Origin of the sequence: Sporosarcina sp. FSL W7-1349, from assembly GCF_038003045.1 — a bacterium.
In the GTDB taxonomy this organism is placed as follows: domain Bacteria; phylum Bacillota; class Bacilli; order Bacillales_A; family Planococcaceae; genus Sporosarcina.
The window spans coordinates 1840902-1860970 of record NZ_JBBOOK010000001.1 but is presented as its reverse complement, the minus strand read 5'-3'; the positions used below and the strand labels follow the sequence as shown (position 1 = coordinate 1860970).

The following is a 20069-nucleotide window of genomic DNA, read 5'->3' as shown; positions in this document are numbered from 1 at the left end:
AAATGCGTGTTACACAATCAATGCTTTCCAATAATATGCTGCGTAATCTTACGTCAAGCTACAATAAAATGGGCAAGCTGCAAGAACAGCTCAGCTCCGGAAAAAAAGTAAACCGTCCATCCGATGACCCTGTCGTTGTCATGCGCAGTCTCGGATACGGCATGCAAGTCGATAAAGTCGCCCAATACCAAAAGAACTTGGGTGAAGTGCATAACTGGCTGGATAGTTCGGATGATGCCTTGGACGGGGTCGGCGAAGTGCTGCTTCGTGCGAAAGACTTGGTTACCAACGCGGCGAATACCGGTGCCATGACACCGGAAGACCGAGAAAAAATTAAAGTGGAATTGGAACAGCTCCAACAACAAGCTAGGGATTTGGCTAACACAAAAGTTGGAGAAAAATATATTTTTAGTGGAACGATGACAGATAAGCCTTTATTTAATGGCACTGATTTTGAAACAGGTGCGGGATTTGCTAAAGACATTGAAATCGAAGTGTTTGACGGGGTCAGTCTACGTGTTAATACTAATGGTACAGATTTGTTCAAAGATATCGATGAGGCCTTTAATACTATGTTGGCAATAGGTGATGACGGCGAAGGCTTTAGCGAATCGATTGCGACCATTGATGGCTTAATGGATGACGTCCTTACGGCCCGCGCAGACATCGGTGCCCGCTCCAATCGCGCAGAACTAATGGGGAACCGTCTTGAAATGCAAGAAGGAGCGGCAAAAAAACAACGTTCTGAAAATGAAGATACCGAATATGAGAAAGTGATCACTGAAATGATTACTCAAGAATCTATTCACCGTGCTGCTCTTTCCATAGGTGCACGGATTATTCAACCGTCATTAGTAGACTTCTTGAGATAAAATAAACTCAAAAGCGTTTGGACCCGTTCCAAACGCTTTCTTATAAAGGTGATACATATGAACATTCCACAACTCCAAATCCAAACTACCCGTGGAATCCTTGGCTTGCAAATCGACAAGTCTATCCAAGAAATCGAGCAGCCGAAAGCAACCCAACAAATCGAACAACCGGCAGCCGTCCTGGAAATGTCCACAACTCGACCGCAGCTATCGTTGGATACAACCGAAAACCGGGCCGAAATAGACATGAAAAGCGCAATCCGCCGAGGCAACGAGAACGCACAGTACGGCATGCAGAAGGTGATGGAAGGCATCGCCCGCCGCGCGCAGGAAGGACAGCAACTTGTCCAAATCGAGAACGGTGGCAATGCCATGGTGCACATCATTAAGCAGAACACCGACCGGCCCATCGCCCCGCTTGGCATTCGTTTTGTAGGCGACCGAACAAAAGTGCAAACAGACATTACGCCGGGTAAGCTAAACATCAACGCCACACCACAGAAGCCGATTCATGACGTGCAGATCAACAAACCGATCCACAACTATACACCAGGTAAAGTGACAGGCGTCATGGAGCAGTATCCTTCCATTCAAATTGATATCAAATGGTAGAATCCTAAGAACGGGACCCCTCGTTCTTTTTTTCTTTCCATAACAATGGTACTCTCAGTTATAAGATCATAGACAAAGGAGCAATTGCCATGCAAATTGAAACAAAATTCCATGGATCCCTTGAAATCAAAGACAACGACAAATGGAGCTTTCCAAAGGGGCTGCCAGGGTTCGAGGAAGAAAAAGAATTCATCTTGTTGCCAATCGAAGGCAACAACATGTTCCAAGTGCTTCAGTCCATAACAACACCAGCAGTCGCCTTCATCGTCGCCAATCCATACACGCTGATCGATGACTATTCCTTCGACATCGACGAACCGACAATTGAACTGCTTGGCATCCAGAACCCGGAAGACATTATGGTGCTAGGTGTAGTATCGTTGAAACAACCATTCGAAAACTCAACGATCAACCTACAAGCACCACTAATCTTCCAGCTCAACGACCGGAAAGCAAAGCAGATGATCCTGAACGACAACCGCTTCGATATCCGCCAACCCATCGACAAAGGAGGAAACTGACATGCTCGTCCTATCCCGAAAAGCGAACGACACGATTAAAATCGGCGAAGACATCGAACTCCGTATCCTTGAGGTCAAAGGCGACACCGTCCGCATCGGCATCGAAGCCCCGAAGTCGGTGGACATCCTGCGAGGCGAGCTCGTCCAATCGATTTCAGATACAAACACTGAAGCCATCACACTAGACACCGATCTATTTACCCAGCTTATGAAAAAGGACTAATCACGTCTTTCCACTCACCAGGTGTGCCAGGTATGGACACCATTCGCGCCCTCTGCGAATTGTGACCGTACCTGGCATCCCGCATTCAAGCTATACCTCGCCACACTTCCTTCACATTTTCTCATAGAATTCCAAAATTCTTCTTTCAAACTACTAAACACTCCATTAACACATCCGATATTAGTATTGTAAGCGGTAGGAAAGAGTTCGGCCGGCTCTTGACTCCGCCAAACAAACGGGTCACAAGGATGTGAACCCAACAAACACTCAAGGAGGAAATTACAATGAGAATCAATCACAACATTGCGGCACTTAACACACACCGCCAACTAGGTGCTAACAACACACAAGCATCTAAAAACCTAGAAAAACTATCTTCTGGTCTTAAAATCAACCGTGCAGGTGACGACGCAGCAGGTCTTGCAATCTCCGAAAAAATGCGTGGACAAATCCGTGGTTTGGATATGGCAGCGAAAAATGCGCAAGATGGAATCTCTCTAATCCAAACTGCTGAAGGGGCGCTCAACGAAACACACGCTATTCTTCAACGTATGCGTGAGCTTGCAGTACAAGCTGCAAACGACACAAACGTAACTGCTGACCGTACATCAATCCAAGACGAATTGACAGCACTCACTTCTGAAATTAATCGAATCGCTGCAAATACTGAGTTCAACACACAAAACTTGCTTGGTGGAACATTCTCTGATAAAACATTCCATATTGGTGCGAACTCTGGACAAGCGATTACTTTGACAATCGCTACAATGACTGCAGCTGCATTATCAATAGATTCAATTTCTGTAAGCAATACTTCAGGTGCAAGTGCTGCAATTACATCAATTAATAATGCAATCGAAGCTGTCTCTACACAACGTTCAAAACTTGGTGCAGTTCAAAATCGTTTAGAGCACACTATAAATAACCTTGGAACGTCATCCGAAAACTTGACAGCAGCGGAATCACGTATACGTGATGTTGATATGGCAAAAGAAATGATGGAGTTCACTAAGAACAACATCCTAACGCAAGCAGCACAAGCAATGTTAGCGCAAGCGAATCAGCAGCCACAAGGTGTACTTCAATTACTACGATAATTTTCACATCATATTTCAGACCTACTCTAATTAATTTGGAGTGGGTCTCTTTATTTTGGACGAGATTAGCCGATATTAAGAAAGAGGTGAAAGTATTGTCAAGTACATATGAAATAGAATCTGTTCAAACAAAAACGAACTTAAAAACGTTAAAAGTAAATGGTTTTTTTTTGCATAGCAGATACGACCCTATAAAAGAAGCAGAGCAATTCGCAGAAAAAAATTATAAGGAAAATCATCTACATATTCTATTCGGCTATGGTCTAGGATATTTTGTAAAAGCCTTGCAAAACAAGTTGGGAGATAATGATAATCTTTTAATTATTGATCCTATGTTTAATGAACTGAAAGATATGGTCGAAATGTCTAATGTTGATATTGTAAACAAAATAGAAGGAAGAACAATTGAAATTAAAATAAATAAGATATTACTGGCATCAAATATAAATGCAACCATAATTTGTTCTCCTAATTATGAAAAATTATTTCCTGTTGAATATAAAACCGTTTTAAATTTAGTAAAAGAAGTTTTGAAAATTAATAGATTACAGCGGAATACGATTAATTTTTTTGCTGAAGCATGGCAGGAAAACTATATACGTAACCTTATTCATGTTGCCAAAGATGCAAGTCTAAGCGAACTTGAAAGCAAATTAGACTTTCCGGTTGTGGTGGCATCCGGTGGTCCATCACTAATTAAGCAGATTCCAAAATTAAAAGAAGTAAGAAATCGGATAATTCTTATCGCCTCTGGATCAACAGTCAATACGCTACTTCATTATAAAATTGAACCAGACTTTGTTATATCCATTGACGGAGGAGAAAATAATTATAATCACTATAAGGATACAACCTTTTCAAATTCAAAATTAATATATAGTATTAGGAACCATTACAAAATCCGCAACCAATTTTGTGAAACGGGTTTTGCTTTTATTCCGTCAATTGAACCTGACGTGGCAAAGCATATAAAACAGATAACTGGAAAAGAATTGCCCATGCTTTTAGGCGGTACTTCAGTTGCTGTATATGCTTTAACGGTTGCTCTTTATATTTCATCTGGAAAAGTTGCTTTAATAGGACAAGATCTAGCCTACACTGATAATAAAACCCATGCAGAACATAATAAGAATTTTCGAAAGGTCGATGAAAACTACAAAAAAAAGCGAGGAACATTTTTCACGGAGGGCTACTATGGTGAGGATGTTTTAACGGATACACCATTTCTATCGATGAAAAAAGGATTTGAGCAAGTTGCAGAAATTTCAAAGGAGCATGACAGATTATATAATTGTACAGAAGGTGGAGCTAAAATAAACGGGTTTCAACAGATTCCTTTTGATATGTTTTGTAGTTTCATACAACCGGAGAAAGTAGACATTGTTTTAGAAAGTACTATTGAAAAGACGGATTTCACTTTATTTAAAGATAAAGTGCAAGGCGAAGTCCAAATGTACGACCAACTGGCTAACCATTTAGAGAAAGGGATAAATCTGCTTACATCTAACAAAAGTAATAGAATATTTGACACAAAAGTCGTTAAAGGTTTAAATAATGTTGATAAACAACTAAAAAAGGTATTCAATCAAGTCTCTATGAATAGCATAGTTAATCCCATCACATTAGACACTTTAAATAATTTTTTATCGAAACAAACTGAAAGTAAGCTTGAAGAATTTGAACGTGTTTATAAACAAAATTATGAACTGTACAGTAGATTGTTAGAAGCGACAAAGCTTTCGAAACAATATACAATTGATTTACTAAATGAAGTAGATAATAAGTTGAAGGGTGAATACGATGACGGAAATGGTAGAACTTATTGATTCTTATAATGAATATATAAAAAAGATTCCAAAAGGCTGTCAAACAATCGCAGATCAGCTTAGAGTGGATACAATAGTGGAGGCAATGAGGGATATTGTCAATTTTTCAGAAGGGGCGAATTGGCTGTTAAGAGTAAGTTCTTACTTGAAGGAAAATAATATATCGGTAGAATTACCTACAGAGAAAATTCATGAGTTTTTAAATGAAATCAATCAAGGTCTTGAAATTCAAGACTATATTGTAGTAGCTGATATGTTTGAATATGAAATACGCCCTTTTTTTGAAGAGTATGTAAATGAGGTTAAACTTGAGCAATGAATTGGGAAATTGAAAAAGCTAAAAATGGGTTGTTTACGTTAAAAAATAGAGGCTATTACCTTTATAGTAAATACGATCCTGTAAAAGAAGCGAAGGCATTCATTGAAAAAGAAACGGATTCTACAAAGGCAATCTATTTACTAATTGGTTTAGGTTTGGGATACCATTTGGAAGCTCTGTTAAACAAATCGACATCTCAAAGAATTTATGTATATTGTATAAATCGAAGTGAAGAAAATCTATTTAATGAATATGGAAATAGTGAATTATTAAATGATGAGCGAGTCAATATAGTCACCATGGAACAGATTCCCTCTATCATTTCAACTGATAAAGTTCAAGTGATACTACCGCTTCAATGGATGAAAGTGATGAGGGAGGATCATCCATTATTTGCCGTTTTAGAGGATATAAAAACAAGGCAAATGAGTTTTAGCGCATCTAAGGTAGAACTGGATAGAAACTTTCACTTAAATATAGTGAATGGAGATCCATCTATAAGTAGTTGGGAACGCACTTCTATTAGCGTAGGAGCCTGTTTAATATCAGCAGGTCCATCCCTCAACGAAGGAATCGATCTATTAAAGAAAATCCAAAAAGATTTTTTTGTTATATCAGTAGGGTCAGCACTAAAAGTATTATTAAATGAATTCATTATACCGGATGCTGTCATTATTACAGATCCATCTCCCAATGTCATGAAGCAAATAGATGGTACTAATTATAAGGGTCCCTTATTTTATTTATCCACAGCGAACCATCAAATGACCCAGCTACATCACTTTAAACGCTTTATCATATATCAAAAGGGGTTTGAGGCTGCAGAAATATATGCGAAAAACACAAAGGCACCATTATTAGAGACGGGGGGCTCTGTTGCAACAACGGCTTTATCCTTACTCGAATATATGGGATTCCAAGAGGTCTATTTATTTGGACAAGATTTGGGTTTTAGGGAAGGCAAGACACATGCAGAAGGTTCAACTTCTGGAGTAGCAGTAAGTGAAAAAAGCCGGTTTAGGAAAGTAAAGGGGAATAATGGGGAGTTTATTTATACAACTCCTAACTTACAGGCTTATCATCGATGGTTTGAAAAAAAAGCTAAACAAACGTTTATAAATATATATAACACATCTTTTAAGGGGGCAAAAATTAAGGGGGCTCCTTATATCAGCGAAAAAGATTTGTTAGCGAAAATACAATTACGAAATTTCGAGATGTAAAAGAATAAGAGAACTTGCGTAAAGGTGGTACTATAAATCTAAACTAGTTTTGATTATATAGTTTTTGTTTTATATAGGACACGTACTCTCTATCTTAGGATAATGACTTAATCAAGTTGTATCCATAGATTTATACTTGTATCATACTCCAAAAAATATTTAAGTTTGAAAGGTGAAAATGGGATGTATACGTTATTATATGGTGCAAAGAAAAACGTAGGTGATTTTTTAATTCTTGATCGTGCTATAAAGTTATTAGAAGAACATCGACCGGACAGAAAGTTAAACCTAGTCAAAAGATGGTTACCGATAGACGATCACATAGAAGAAATAAACAACTCTAAAGCAATACTTTTGTGTGGGGGACCAGCATATCAAAAAGATTTTTATCCTGGAATTTATCCGCTCACTGAAAAATTATCATCTATTAAGGTACCTATCATCCCTTTTGGTTTAGGTTGGTTTAGTGAATTTGCTAATCAAGACTGGGACGAATTTAATTTTTCGAATAGTTCATACTTAATGATTGATAGAATCCATAGTTCTATACCACTTTCCAGTACAAGAGATTATTATACAGAACAGATTTTAAGGGAGAATGGATTTAGTAATACGATAATGACAGGTTGCCCTGCATGGTACGAATTAAATTCAATTAAAGAATCATTTAAACCAGTTAGTGATATAAAAAAAGTAGTTGTTACAACTGCACAGAATAATGTTTTTCATCCACAGAATATGGAATTATTACGCCGAGTTCATAGTATGTTTCCGGAAGCTGAAAAGTATTGTGTTTTTCATAGGGGAATTCTATCAGATCACGAAACCCCACGTTCAGAAGAAGGAGACTTATTAAAGATTAAGGCTGTAGCTGATGAACTTAACTATCAAGTAGTAGATGCATCCTATGATGTTAAAAAGATAGATTTTTACAAAGAATGTGATATACATTTCGGTTATCGTGTTCATGCTCATATATATTTTTTGAGTATAAGAAAACCTAGTTTCTTATTACAAGAGGATGGAAGAGGAAGAGGATTCTCAAAAGCATTAAATATTTCTAGTGATATTCCAGCGTACGAAGAGAATGCGCTAGATAATTTTATGAGTCTAATTTTGAATGAAAAGGAAAATGACTTTTCAAGATTTTTAGGGATGGAGAAAGCATTTCAAGCATATTACCAAAATATGAGAAGCTTTATTGAGACATTACCATAATAGATCAAGGAAAGAAGCCGAAATGATAAAATTTATTATACCTCTTTTTAGAGAATATGAAAAAATAACCAAACAATATACTAGATTATTAAATAATAAAATTGTAACTCAGTATATGGTTGAAACCTTAGAAGAAATAAAAAAAACAATGGAAATTGATTATGAAATATGGACCAATATTGAAGAGTTTAGAACGAAATTTGATAGAAATAAAATCAGGTTTTTTCAAAGTGCTGATGAAGTCTCAGAGATAAAAAGTGAATGGTATCGATTTATTAATCCTAATTATCCGTTTGTTTCAGAAAAAACATATTTTGTTTTTATTGAAAAAAAATTAAAGACACTAACATTTAATAAACATGTAATTATTTGTGACAATTTTTCAAAAATAAATGAGATTATAAAAACAGATTGTTTCGAAGTACAGGAAATGAATTCTCTGGAGAGCATTAATTTAGAGACAAGATCTGGTTGGTGGATTGCAGAAAAGGAGTTAAAGAAAAAAAGAATTATCATTCATCCTTTATCCTCAAAAGCTTTGGGGACTGGTCATATATACAGGGGATTAACAATAGGTTCAAAATTACTAATTGACCATGATGTTCTTTTCTTGTTTAGGAAGGATCAAGAATTAGGAATAAACATGATTCGCCGAGAAGGTTTTAAGGTGCTAACATATGACGTTTATGAAAATCCTGCGGATATTATTATAATGAACAGACCTGATATTGTAATTAATGATCTATTAAATACAACTAAAGACTATATTTTAAAATTAAAACAAGCGAATATTAGAGTAATAAATTTTGAAGACATAGGCGAAGGTGCAATCTACGCAGATGCAGTGATAAATGCGCTATATCCTGGAAATGTACCACAAAAAAACTTTTATACAGGGGAAGATTATTACTGTATAAGGGAAGATTTTATTGGAATTTCTAAAAAAACTATTAAAAAAGATGTTGAGGAAATTCTTATAACTTATGGAGGAGAAGATCCACAATTCTTGACCTTAGCAACTTTAAAGGGGATATATAAATTACAAGATGAATTTAATTTTCATATTACAATCATTTTAGGACCTGCATTTAACAATCATGAAAAACTTTACAAAGCAATTATGGAAATGGGTCTAGAAAATAAAATATCTGTATATGAAAATGTGAATGAGATGGTGAAATTCATGAAAAGGGCAGATATTATATTTACTTCTGCCGGTAGAACTATGTATGAAATAGCTACGGTTGGAACGCCAGCAGTAGTAACATCCCAAAATTATAGAGAGATAACACATACGTTTGGACATCCCTACAATGGATTTTATAATCTTGGATATTGGGCTGAGGTAAACGAAGATAATTATTATAATGTTGCGAGAGAGCTTATTCTTGACTTTGGATTGAGACAATTAATGAACGAAAGAATGAGAAAGAATGATTTCTCTGAAGGAATAAATAGAGTAGTGAAAATTATATTAAATGAGGAAAGTGAAAATAATGAATAAGCCATATTTAATTGCGGAGGCCGGAGTGAACCATGAAGGAGATATTGAAACGGCTTTAGAAATGGTTAGGGTTGCTGCCCAGTCGGGAGCGGACGCTATTAAATTTCAAACTTATAAGGCTTCCAAAATAGCATCGAAAAATTCTCCAGCTTACTGGGATCAATCTAAAGAACCTGCAAATTCGCAATATGAATTATTTACTCGATACGATAGATTTGGAGAGGATGAGTACAAGTTAATTTATAATGAATGTGTAAAAAATAATATTGATTTCTTATCAACACCTTTTGATTTTGAAGCTGCAAAATATTTAGCGTCATACATGAAAGTATTTAAAATATCATCATCGGATTTAACAAACAAGCCTTTTTTAGAGTATCTAGCTTCGTTTAATAAGCCTATTTTATTATCTGTTGGAGCTTCTAAATATAGTGAAATTGCAGAAGCTGTTGAGATATTAGAAAGTGCTGGGTGTGTGGACATTACATTACTACATTGTGTTTTATCATATCCAACTGAGAACAAAGATGCTAATTTACAATTTATAAATAGATTAAAAGAAATGTTTCCACAATGTAAAATTGGTTATTCAGATCATACATTACCTGATGAAAGGATGCTTATTTTAACAACTGCTTTCCTATTAGGAGCAACCGTAATAGAGAAACATTTTACATTAGACAAAACATTACCTGGTAACGATCACTATCATGCTATGGATTCGAAAGATATTAAAAAGTTTAAGGAAAATATCGAGTTATTAAATACAATTATAGACACATCATTTAAGAGACCATTAGATTGCGAAACGGATGCAAGAAAATATGCGCGCAGAAGTATTGTAGTTAATAAATATCTTCCAAAGGGATCCAATATATCTAAAAGTGATCTAACATTTAAGCGCCCCGGTACTGGTATTTCTCCAGCTTTAATAGATGAAGTCGTAGGAAGAAAAGTGAAGGAAGATATTGAAGAGGACACCATACTAACCTGGAAACTGATATAAAGGTGATAAAAATGAAAGTAGTTGCAATTATCCAAGCGCGAATGGGATCTTCTCGTTTACCTAATAAGTCTTTGTTAGCTTTTGGAGAAAAAAAGTTATTAGATTATGTATATCAAAGGGCTCAAAAGGTCCAAACTATTAACAAAATAGTAGTGGCTACTTCTAATAATCCTAAAGATAATGTACTTGAACAATGGTGCATTTTAAATAACATTGATGTATTTCGGGGTAGTGAAGAGAATTTATTAGAGAGGTTTACAAATTGTGCCCATAAATATGAAGCGGATTATATCGTTAGGATTACAGGAGATTGTCCATTCTTCTCTTATGAAATGGCAGATGAATTAATAGCATTAACAGTCGAGCAAGAAAGTGATTATGGCTATATTGATTCATCCTATAAAATACCAATTGGGTTAAAGGTTTCCGTCATTAAAAAAGAAGTGTTAGAATTATTAAATATTAAATTAAAAAATGCACTTTATAAAGAGCATATTACGTTATATATTGACGAACATTTAAACCAATTTAGAACCACTCGATTAGAGCCATTTGATTATATGATTAATCAAAATGCAAGACTCACTTGCGATACGATTGAAGATTACTTGTTTTTTCAAAAAGTTATAAGTGAATTAGGTGATGATACTAGTTTAGCAACTAAAGAAATTTTGAACTTTTTAAATGAAAGAAAGAATATTGTAGAGATAAATAGTTCTATAAAGCAACAGCAATTTGAAGTTGGTAAGGAGTTTTAGATTTTGGTAAACAAAGTATTAGTTACTGGTGGTTGTGGCTTTATTGGTTCACATGTTGTTAAAGCATTGAAAGAAAAAGGATGTAGTGTTGCAATTATAGACAATCTTAGTACTGGTTCTCTGAGAAATATTTCAGATTTAGAAGCTGAAGTTTATCAAGTTAGTATTTTAAATAAATCTTTATCTGATATTTTTTTTGAATTTAAACCTGACTGCATAATACATTTGGCTGCCCAAGGAAGTGTATCTAAATCTTTATTGGATATGAATCATGATGCTGAAGTGAATATTTTGGGCTTGTTAAACTTAATTGATTTGGCAGTAAAACACGATGTGGAAAAATTTGTTTTTGCTTCTAGTGCAGCTGTGTATGGCGAACCTAATAATCTTCCAATTACTGTGGACCATGAATTAAATCCTTTATCCCCATATGGATTATCCAAACTTACGGCTGAAAAATATTTAAGTTTGGCTTCAAAAAACAATGGATTAAACTCCACAATCCTAAGGTTTAGTAATGTCTACGGAATCAATCAACGTTCGGATAATGAGGGTGGAGCAATCTCTATTTTTATCGATAATGTTTTGAAAGGGATAGCACCCACAATTCACGGCGATGGAAATCAAACAAGAGATTTTATCAATGTAAAAGATGTTGTTAATGCAATAATATTAGCTGCGTTTAATGAAACCACGGGAATTTTCAATGTTTCGTCAAATAACAGTATTCGGGTTAGAGACATCGTAGATATAATTTTACGAGAATTGAATAGTAATTTATCTATTAAGTATGAGGATAATCGAATTGGAGATATCAAGCATAGCCTATTGAACAATGATAAAACGATGAATATATTAAATTGGAAACCACAAATTAATATAAGAGAGGGAATCAGAGAAATAATAGAACTTGAGAGAAAAAGAAAATAGATTCCGGATAAATGAATAGAGTTGCCTTTCTGACTACAAGTGTTTATGGCTCGATAGAAATGCCTTACATGAACTTGGTGACTAGGTGCGGATAGTCCCATTATGGTTGTTGTTTATTTTTTCACTAATATCAATGGGTTCGATAGAGAACACAACTCTCCAATAACTCTACACCCGCTCGACTACAGGTGATCCTTTTCAACGTTTTCATGCGATTGATCTGGCCTTCCAACGGGCTATTGCTATAGGCATTGGTTATAGCGTTCCGGATTGTATATGGCGCGCAGCTCACTACGCTGACGGCATGCGAAATAATGAAATGGGGAAGCCCGGTCTGAGAGCTGGACGGTGAGCTATTCCTGGAAACTAGTATAGTCCTCTTCCAAGATGAAAACCATAATGTCTGGATGGATTCGTAGAATGGTTCCATGCGGGAAAAAGGGAAAGGCATTGATGAAGGATTGGCCTGTCCACTTCGCCGAGCTCATCTTTCTGTTCCAGCTGGCTGCGGCGAATCTTCTTCTGTAGACGGAGACTATCGGAATCGCTCCATGCTTCCGCTTCTTCGGTTTAGATTGAACAAGACTGTGGACCGCAGAATAGGTCCCTTCCCCCCCGGATGGACCGGACGGTGTGCCATGCCTGTTCGAGCTTGAACACCACCTCCAAATAGTCGTCAACGGGTTTGGCCCTTGGCCTTCGATTAACAGATCTACATACTTCCGAATGGTCCTGAGATTCAGTTGGTACTCCCGGGAAAGTTCAGAGATGTTCTTCCGTTTGCGTGCTTCTTCAAGATCTCCTGGATGAGAGACTATTTCCTCTGCCGCCTTTCAGCAGCCCCTTTCTTTGGCCATCAAGGGAATGGCCGTCTGCTCGGGGAGCAGATCTGGTAAAAAGGAAGGCAGGGAAATTCCATGCTGGTGAACTTAAATCATCGTGCCGTACGTATGCCCCTTGCGGAAGGCGAAATCATCAATCCTCAGGAAAGGGTGACTTCTTAGGTGTCAGATTGGTCTGCTTGATCAGCGATAACAGGGCGCCATGGCTGACGGGCATGTGGATGGCAAGTTTAAGTTGGAGCGAATATAGGGAATCAGAAGACGTTGCACATTGCGGTATTTGATAATATGCTGCAAGGAATCAGCGCTGTCTACGTCCGACAATATGACCACGCAGAAGAAGGATTAAAAGTGATTGATCAGTCGATGTCGTTTATTCTAAAAGAGTTTGGGAACATAGGGGCTGCTTAGAACAGCTTGAGTCACATCACTTCCAACCCTGTCAACAGTGAGGAGCAACTCACCGCCTTACTCAGTCAAATTGTAGACGCCGATATGGCCAAGGAATTCATGAATATGCCCCGATTATAAATCCTACCCCAAGCACAACGAGCGCTGTTGGGACAGGCCAAGTAAATGCAGGAGGGAGTTGCAGTAAGGCTTTCTCCCGGCCGATTTTAATTAAGTCGGTTTTTTGCTGATTTTTTGGAATCGAAATGGATCATTCCTAAACGTTGGAAAATTTAGAGGCCTGTCATGAAAGGGGGAACCAAAAACAGTCCCCTTCTACCCCTCCTTCAGCTTCTTTTTATCCAATTTTCCATAAGGAATAAGAGGAAGAGAATCATAATACTTTATTTCTTTCGGTACTTTATAGGCCGATAACTCCCGTTTGCAGTAATCCAAAATTGCTTGATTGTGAGTTTCGGTGAACCTGTCGGGACTATCGCGGCGACGACGATTTCTCCCCAGTCCGGATGGGGTTGGCCGAACACGGCTACTTGGGAAATTCCTTCCATTTTTTGTATGCAGTTCTCGATTTCGACGGAGTAGACATTGAGGCCGCCGCTGATGATCAAATCCTTTTTCCTGTCCATCAGGTACAGATAGCCTTCCTTATCGATATATCCGACGTCCCCCGTGTATAACCATCCCTCTTGTAGCGTTTCCTGTGTCTTCACTTCATCTTTATAATATTCATCCATATTGTAAGGGCTCAGTACGACCACTTCTCCAATCTCGAAAGGCTTCAGCTCCATCCCTTGTTCATTGATGATTTTACTGTAGATAGAAGCACGGAACGGCCGCAACTTTTTAATTGTTCACTTTTATTATGGAGTGCCTTGATGTGATCCTTTTTGGTAAGGCGTGTGATAAAGTTATACGATTCCGTTTGGCCGTACAGTTGGGTGAAAATGGGACCAAACAGATTGATGCCTTCTTTTAATCGTTCTTCGTAGATCGGGGAGGCCCCGTATAGAATGGTTTTGACACTTGAAACATCGTATGATGGATTCGTTTTGAAGGCATCGAGTAAACGATAAATCATCGTAGGTACCATAAATGTGAACGTTATTTTTTCTTGCTGAATGGTTGCCAATGTTTTCTCAGGTACGAAAGTCGCATTGGTTATGATGGTCGCTCCTCGCAACAATCCCGCTAATAGAATCATTCCCGCACTATGCGCAAAAGGAGATAGTAATAAAAGCTTGTCATCTGCTGAGAGTTCCAATTCCGTTATGTGAGCTAATAATACCAACAAGAGCTTGTCGTGTGAGTAGACAGCTCCTTTTGGCTGACCTGTTGTCCCACCGGTATAGGCGATAATGGCGGGGCTTGTTGTTATATTCTCAAAAGGCAGTTCTAATGGCTTCGATAAATCCATTGCATCGAACTTATTTAATTCTTCTACTGGAATGATTCGTAATCCTTCAATATTCAACTCTGAAACTTTCATTTTAGTCGTGCCATCGACAAAAATTACCTCGATGTCCGCATCCTTTACAATGTAATCCAGTTCATTTACACCTGTCATCGTGTTGATCGAAACGCGTGTTTTTCCAGCAAACATGATTGCAACATCTGCAATGGCATATTCCACAGAATTGGAAAGCAAAAGCGCGCAGTTTCCTTTTAAGTCTAACTCTTTAAGATAATGAGACCATCGAACCGACGATAAATTCCCGATAGGTCATCTCTTTGTCATGTAGTTTCATAGCCAACTTGTCTTTGTATTTTGTAAGTTCTTTATAATATAATGGCCAATGAATGTTCCCATTTTAAACATCTCCCTACATCAAGCTAGGTAGAAACAAGATCAGTTTTGGGAACGCGAGGAATATGACTAAGATGAATAAATCGGCAATGATAAAAGGGATGGACCCTTTGACGATATCCCCGTATTCGCTCCCCTTCACTACCCCTTGAATCATGAAAATACTGATTCCAAATGGTGGGGTGACTAGCGAAATTTCAGCCAGGAAAACGACGATGACACCAAACCAAATGGGGTCAAAGCCTAATTGAATAATGGCTGGTAAAATGATTGGTATCGTTAGAAACATCGCGGAAATCATATCAATAAACATTCCTAGGAAAAGATACATCAAGCAGATAAAGATCATAATAACCATAGGACTGACATTGAGCCCCGTTAGGAACTCGGATACAAACGCCGGGATTTGCGTGATTCCTAAAAAGTACCCAAATAAAAATGATGAAATGACAATGAAGAACACGGTTGCGGAGGTTTTTATCGTTTCAAAAATAGAAGAGGTAAAACCGCTCCATTTCAATTTTTTGGTTATAATTGTAATGACGAAGGCAATGGCTGCTCCGACCGCTCCAGCTTCCGTAGGGGTAAAGACTCCAAGATATAAACCACTCATGATGGAGCCGATGAGTATGGTAATTCCCCAAATCCCTTTTAACGAATGGACTTTTTCTTTCATGCTGTATTTTTGCGTTTTTGGGGCCCAATCTGGATTTTTCTTTAGTACTATATAAATCGTGACAATATAGCCAAGAGTGATGATGATTCCCGGAATAATCCCTGCAATTAATAGTTTTCCAACCGGTTGTTCTGCTAAGATCGCATAAATAATCATCAACATACTAGGAGGAATCATTTGGGCAAGGGGGCCAGCTGACGCGACGGCCCCGTATGCCAATTTTTTATTCACTCCGAGCCTTTCCATCTCGGGAATCGTTATCCTGGCCAATGTGGCAGTAGAAGCTGGTCCGGATCCGTTGGCTGCTCCGAACGCGGCTCCGCCGATGATCGTTGCATATAAAATGCCGCCGGGGATATTGCCTAACCATTTATTAAACGAAGAAAACATATCCGTGGCAAGGTTTCCATAGTACACAAAGTAACCCATTAGTAAAAAAAGCGGGATGACTGTGAATGTATAGCTAGCAACAGTGGAATAGGGAACAAGCCCCATCAGCTTTAATGTGGGATTCAATCCGCTGATGGACCAATAACCGAAAAAGCCGACAGCAGCCATTGATAATGCGACAGGTACCCGTAGTAACAATAACCCGATAAGTACCACTAAACCTACAATGCCTATAACTAAAGCTGACAAATTTCATCACCACTCTATTTGGGATTTTCTTCAATTAATCTTTAGCTTTCCTAAATTGATTCACAATATCTAGTAAAAATCGAAATGCAATTAACACCATTGAAAAAGCTACGAGGAATCTCCCGGGCCAAATTGGGACGGGAAGAATCCCGATAGTATGCTCACCAATTTTGAAAGAATCGACAAACGAATTGATTCCTTGCCAAGCAAAAACGAGAGTAATAAAAAATCCAAGCAAGAATATCAATATGTTGGTGATCTTTTGAATGAACGGTGGAAATTTCTTTGCTACAAAATCAATAGCGATATGTTCTTTTTCGTTCTGGACGTAAGAAATGCCCAACAAGCAAACGCCAACCATCAGCTGGGAAGAGATTTCAAAAACCCCGGGAATACTATAGTTGGCAAGCTTCCGTAAAATGACCTCCATCGTGATGAGAGCCATCATGATCATAATTAAAAACCCAGCCAAATAGACGCTTAATTTCTCAGTTTTCCGATGCAATTTATCAAAACTTCGAATGATTTCCATCTTATTCACAGCCCTTACTCTGGAATTCCGTTCGTTTGATATTCTTCATCATATTTTTCAATCAGTTCGACGAATCTATCTAGTATTTCCTCGGCGGGCTTACCTTTTCGTTCTGGGCCATCTATCCACTTTTTCCAAACAGCTTCTTTTGCAATTTCTTGTAATTTTGCAACATCCTCATCGCTTGGCTCATTTATGGTGACGCCTGCATCCAAATACTTTTGTAACGATGATTCTTCGCCTTCGACTTGATAAATATTATGGAAGTCCACGGCATTTTTTACAGCAGCTTCTTCAAATATCTTTTTCAAATCGTCCGGTAACGCATCGAATTTGTCTTTGTTCATGCCCAATACTCCGCCTTGGCTTCCCAATGGAAGTTTCCAAACACTTTTAGCCAACTCATGAATTCCGTAAGTCGCTGAAGATGTAAACCCGAGCATTGCTGAATCTACGGCGCCTCGTTCCATTGCTTCAAAACTCTCGGTGATTACAATTCCAACAGACACTGTATCTAACGCTTCAGCTAAAATACTTTGCGTACCAGCAGCAATCACCTTTTGTCCTTTGATATCTTCAAAGCTTTTGACATCTTTTGTGGAAATATAATAATAGGATGGTAGAACAAAGTTTCCGACTACTTGAATTCCTTGGCTTTCATACTCCTCCTTAAGCTCGGGAAACTCATTGTATAAATCTTGCATAGCTCTAGTGCCCGTCCATTGATCAACCCATAAGGCAGGCAAGGATTCAATAGTCGCCAATGGATTATTCGCAGGAGTATAGCCAGGAACGATCAGAGCGATATCGGCAATGCCGGCACCGACTGCACTGGAAGTATCCGCAGCTTTCACTAAAGACTCACTGTAATAACGTTCAAACGTCACTCGTCCATCCGAGTTCTTTTCGACTTCGTCTAGATAGGCATCAAAGCCCTGGGACAGTTTTGCTTCTTTAGGTGCTTGGATACTTGATTTGAATTTATAGGTTTTATTGTTATCAGTTTCTGCGGCGTCAGTGGCTGTTCCGTTTGCTTCGCTGACTGAATCCGAACCGCATGCTGTTAATAGTAGGGCGAAAACAAGGCCAATCGAAGCAATACTCGCTTTTAATCTCTTCAAAAGAATCCCTCCTTATTGATGGGTGACTACTTTGTTTTTCAATACACCAAGATTACCGACTTCCAACTCAATGACATCGCCGTTTTTCAAAAACTTCCCTAACTCCAATCCACATCCGTTTCCAACGGTTCCCGAACCAAAAATATCACCAGGAACCAATGTTTCACTTTGAGAGACATACGCTATAATTTCTTCAAAGGTACGAAACATGGTGTTTGTATTTCCTTTACTCCAAATTTCACCGTTCACTTTTGCGGTCATTTCCATGTTATAAGGATCCGGTACTTCATCAGCTGTTACGAGGTATGGCCCGATTGCAGTGCAAAAGTCTTTTCCTTTGGCAGGACCTAGTTTTCCTTCCATTTCTCTTAATTGTGTATCTCGCGCGCTAAAGTCGTTGTAAATAAAATAACCAGCTACATACTCTTTTGCCTGTTCAACGGGGATATCCTTACCTCTTTTGCCGATGATACATGCAAATTCCAATTCATAATCCATCACTTCGGAGTATGCCGGCCAATGGCAAGTCGCGTCAGGGCCGATCAAGGTCGAGGCAACGGATTTATAATAGACGGGGATGTCATACCAAACTTGCGGTACATCTGCTTTTAATGAGTTGCGGTAATGCTCTTCAAATGAAATGAAATCACGTATGGTGGGCGGGTTCGATATCGGTGCATGAATGTTAACTTCATCTTGGTGATAGGAAAGTTTTTCGTGGTTGAGGATGTCTTGGGATGATGTTGTTGCAAATTGTAATGCTTCCTTCGCTGCGTGCAAGGAAAGTTCGCCTCCTTCTAAAAACTTCTTCATATCATTGGGGAGGTAGAGGGCGGCAAATTGGTGTACGACATTGATGTCGCATGTTTCCCTGGCAAGAAGTAAAGAACGATAGCCAGCAGCCAAATCAATGATCTGATGATTATGCAATGCACCTAACCTAGGTACATGTGGAAAGCTTGAGTTCACTGTAAACATTACTAATCTCATGGATTATGATTCTCCTTCGCAGTATTGAATTTTAAAAGAGTGAAAATAAGAAAGCCCTTCTAGTTCTGGCGGGCATTTGTATAGCAAACTGTGAAACAACCACCGTCTAGAGAGGGCTTAATCGGTATTATTCTTAATCGATTATGGCGACTGGTCGTACCCAGCCTGCGCTTGCTTTTTCAATTGGGATTGGAAAGCAACAGATTTTAAATCCGTGAGGCGGCAGTCGGTCTAGATTTGCCATCTTTTCTATTTGACAATACTCTTTTTCCATTCCAACCCTGTGGGCTTCCCAGATAGTATCCCTGTTCTGATTTTCTTCGAAATTACTTCGGATTTTTTCAAATGGGATGTCGAAACCCATCGCATCTGTCCCGATTACTTTAACACCTTGGTCGATAATCCAATGGGTGGCATCCCCGCTCATCCCCGGAAAATCAGTCCAATAACTTGCTTGCCCATAGCGTTTATCTGCCCCGAACATTAAGCAAACGATGTCACCGGCTTTCAGTGTGTAATCGATTTTTCTAAGAGCTTCTTTCACATCCTCCACACTTACAGCTTCTCCATTTTGTTTATGGAGAAAATCCAGGACAACGCCATTCCCGAAAAACCAATCCAATGGAAGTTCTTCCACTGTTTTCGCCGGATTTCCACCTGTGGTTGGATAATAGTGATAGGGGGCATCCAAATGAGTTCCTGCATGGGTTGAGATTTCGAGAATTTCCGCTGCCCATCCTAATCCATTCGGCAAGTCTTCCTTTTGACAGTTAAAAATGTTCATCATTTGCTGGGCTCCAATTCCCTCATGATCTTGGTACTCGATGGAGCAGGACAAGCTTCTTCTTAGTTCATCACTAGAGAATTCTCCTGGGTTCGGCTCTTTGATCACTACAGATAAGTCCACAAATTTCATCAGATGATTCCTCGCTTTCATAAGATGGT

Annotated in this window: 22 protein-coding genes; 15 read left to right on the top strand and 7 right to left on the bottom strand. The window is 38.4% G+C overall.

Annotated features, from left to right (window positions below):
- The first annotated feature begins 2 nt into the window (after positions 1–2).
- The 15 genes from flgL to MKY41_RS09150 all read left to right on the top strand — a co-directional run bounded on the left by flgL (position 3) and on the right by MKY41_RS09150 (position 13362).
- On the top strand, positions 3–872 hold the full coding sequence (gene flgL, locus MKY41_RS09220; protein WP_340744740.1) for a flagellar hook-associated protein FlgL: 870 nt from the start codon (positions 3–5) through the stop codon (positions 870–872).
- A gap of 57 nt (positions 873–929) precedes the next feature.
- Entirely contained in the window at positions 930–1484 is a 555-nt protein-coding gene (locus MKY41_RS09215) for a DUF6470 family protein (protein WP_340744739.1), read from the top strand.
- Positions 1485–1573: 89 nt separating this feature from the next.
- On the top strand, positions 1574–2005 hold the full coding sequence (gene fliW / locus MKY41_RS09210) for a flagellar assembly protein FliW (protein WP_340744738.1): 432 nt from the start codon (positions 1574–1576) through the stop codon (positions 2003–2005).
- A gap of 1 nt (position 2006) precedes the next feature.
- Positions 2007–2228, top strand: a complete 222-nt coding sequence (csrA, locus tag MKY41_RS09205; RefSeq protein WP_340744737.1) for a carbon storage regulator CsrA — start codon at positions 2007–2009, stop codon at positions 2226–2228.
- 284 nt (positions 2229–2512) lie between these two features.
- Positions 2513–3325 (top strand): flagellin N-terminal helical domain-containing protein, encoded by an 813-nt coding sequence (locus MKY41_RS09200; protein WP_340744736.1) that lies wholly within the window; start codon positions 2513–2515, stop codon positions 3323–3325.
- Positions 3326–3420: 95 nt separating this feature from the next.
- Entirely contained in the window at positions 3421–5151 is a 1731-nt protein-coding gene (locus MKY41_RS09195; protein WP_340744735.1) for a motility associated factor glycosyltransferase family protein, read from the top strand.
- A complete protein-coding gene (locus MKY41_RS09190; RefSeq protein ID WP_340744734.1) occupies positions 5126–5470 on the top strand; it encodes a hypothetical protein in 345 nt (114 codons plus the stop codon). Before MKY41_RS09195 ends, MKY41_RS09190 begins: the two co-directional genes overlap by 26 nt.
- Positions 5467–6693: a motility associated factor glycosyltransferase family protein gene (locus MKY41_RS09185; RefSeq protein WP_340744733.1), complete on the top strand. Its 1227-nt coding sequence runs from the start codon at positions 5467–5469 to the stop codon at positions 6691–6693. Before MKY41_RS09190 ends, MKY41_RS09185 begins: the two co-directional genes overlap by 4 nt.
- A 183-nt stretch (positions 6694–6876) precedes the next feature.
- A complete protein-coding gene (locus MKY41_RS09180) occupies positions 6877–7911 on the top strand; it encodes a polysaccharide pyruvyl transferase family protein (protein ID WP_340744732.1) in 1035 nt (344 codons plus the stop codon).
- 22 nt (positions 7912–7933) lie between these two features.
- Positions 7934–9415: a PseG/SpsG family protein gene (locus MKY41_RS09175; protein WP_340744731.1), complete on the top strand. Its 1482-nt coding sequence runs from the start codon at positions 7934–7936 to the stop codon at positions 9413–9415.
- Positions 9408–10421, top strand: a complete 1014-nt coding sequence (locus tag MKY41_RS09170) for an N-acetylneuraminate synthase family protein (protein ID WP_340744730.1) — start codon at positions 9408–9410, stop codon at positions 10419–10421. The genes MKY41_RS09175 and MKY41_RS09170 overlap by 8 nt, the downstream gene beginning before the upstream one ends.
- Before the next feature lie 11 nt (positions 10422–10432).
- Positions 10433–11179: a glycosyltransferase family protein gene (locus tag MKY41_RS09165; RefSeq protein WP_340744729.1), complete on the top strand. Its 747-nt coding sequence runs from the start codon at positions 10433–10435 to the stop codon at positions 11177–11179.
- Between the two features lie 3 nt (positions 11180–11182).
- Positions 11183–12109 (top strand): NAD-dependent epimerase/dehydratase family protein, encoded by a 927-nt coding sequence (locus MKY41_RS09160; RefSeq protein ID WP_340744728.1) that lies wholly within the window; start codon positions 11183–11185, stop codon positions 12107–12109.
- Positions 12110–12508: 399 nt separating this feature from the next.
- The gene (locus MKY41_RS09155) at positions 12509–12637 is read left to right on the top strand and encodes a hypothetical protein (RefSeq protein ID WP_340744727.1); all 129 of its coding nucleotides are present in this window, start codon (positions 12509–12511) and stop codon (positions 12635–12637) included.
- A gap of 578 nt (positions 12638–13215) precedes the next feature.
- Positions 13216–13362 (top strand): hypothetical protein, encoded by a 147-nt coding sequence (locus MKY41_RS09150; RefSeq protein ID WP_340744726.1) that lies wholly within the window; start codon positions 13216–13218, stop codon positions 13360–13362.
- Positions 13363–13745: 383 nt separating this feature from the next.
- Here the strand turns inward: MKY41_RS09150 and MKY41_RS09145 are convergent, their stop codons facing one another.
- From MKY41_RS09145 to MKY41_RS09115, 7 genes are all read right to left on the bottom strand, one after another.
- A complete protein-coding gene (locus MKY41_RS09145; RefSeq protein WP_340744725.1) occupies positions 13746–14150 on the bottom strand; it encodes a class I adenylate-forming enzyme family protein in 405 nt (134 codons plus the stop codon).
- Positions 14141–15079, bottom strand: coding sequence for an AMP-binding protein (locus MKY41_RS09140; RefSeq protein WP_340745672.1), 939 nt, complete (start codon positions 15077–15079; stop codon positions 14141–14143). The genes MKY41_RS09145 and MKY41_RS09140 overlap by 10 nt, the downstream gene beginning before the upstream one ends.
- Positions 15080–15182: 103 nt before the next feature.
- On the bottom strand, positions 15183–16481 hold the full coding sequence (locus MKY41_RS09135) for a TRAP transporter large permease (protein WP_340744724.1): 1299 nt from the start codon (positions 16479–16481) through the stop codon (positions 15183–15185).
- A gap of 34 nt (positions 16482–16515) precedes the next feature.
- Complete coding sequence (locus tag MKY41_RS09130) at positions 16516–17013, bottom strand: TRAP transporter small permease (RefSeq protein WP_340745671.1); 498 nt, start codon at positions 17011–17013, stop codon at positions 16516–16518.
- A 14-nt stretch (positions 17014–17027) separates the two neighbouring features.
- Positions 17028–18134 carry a C4-dicarboxylate TRAP transporter substrate-binding protein gene (locus tag MKY41_RS09125; protein ID WP_340744723.1) on the bottom strand — a complete coding sequence of 369 codons (1107 nt, stop codon included), beginning with the start codon at positions 18132–18134 and terminating at the stop codon, positions 17028–17030.
- Between the two features lie 12 nt (positions 18135–18146).
- Positions 18147–19112, bottom strand: coding sequence for a fumarylacetoacetate hydrolase family protein (locus tag MKY41_RS09120; RefSeq protein WP_340744722.1), 966 nt, complete (start codon positions 19110–19112; stop codon positions 18147–18149).
- Positions 19113–19257: 145 nt separating this feature from the next.
- On the bottom strand, positions 19258–20040 hold the full coding sequence (locus MKY41_RS09115; RefSeq protein WP_340744721.1) for a cyclase family protein: 783 nt from the start codon (positions 20038–20040) through the stop codon (positions 19258–19260).
- Positions 20041–20069: the final 29 nt, after the last annotated feature.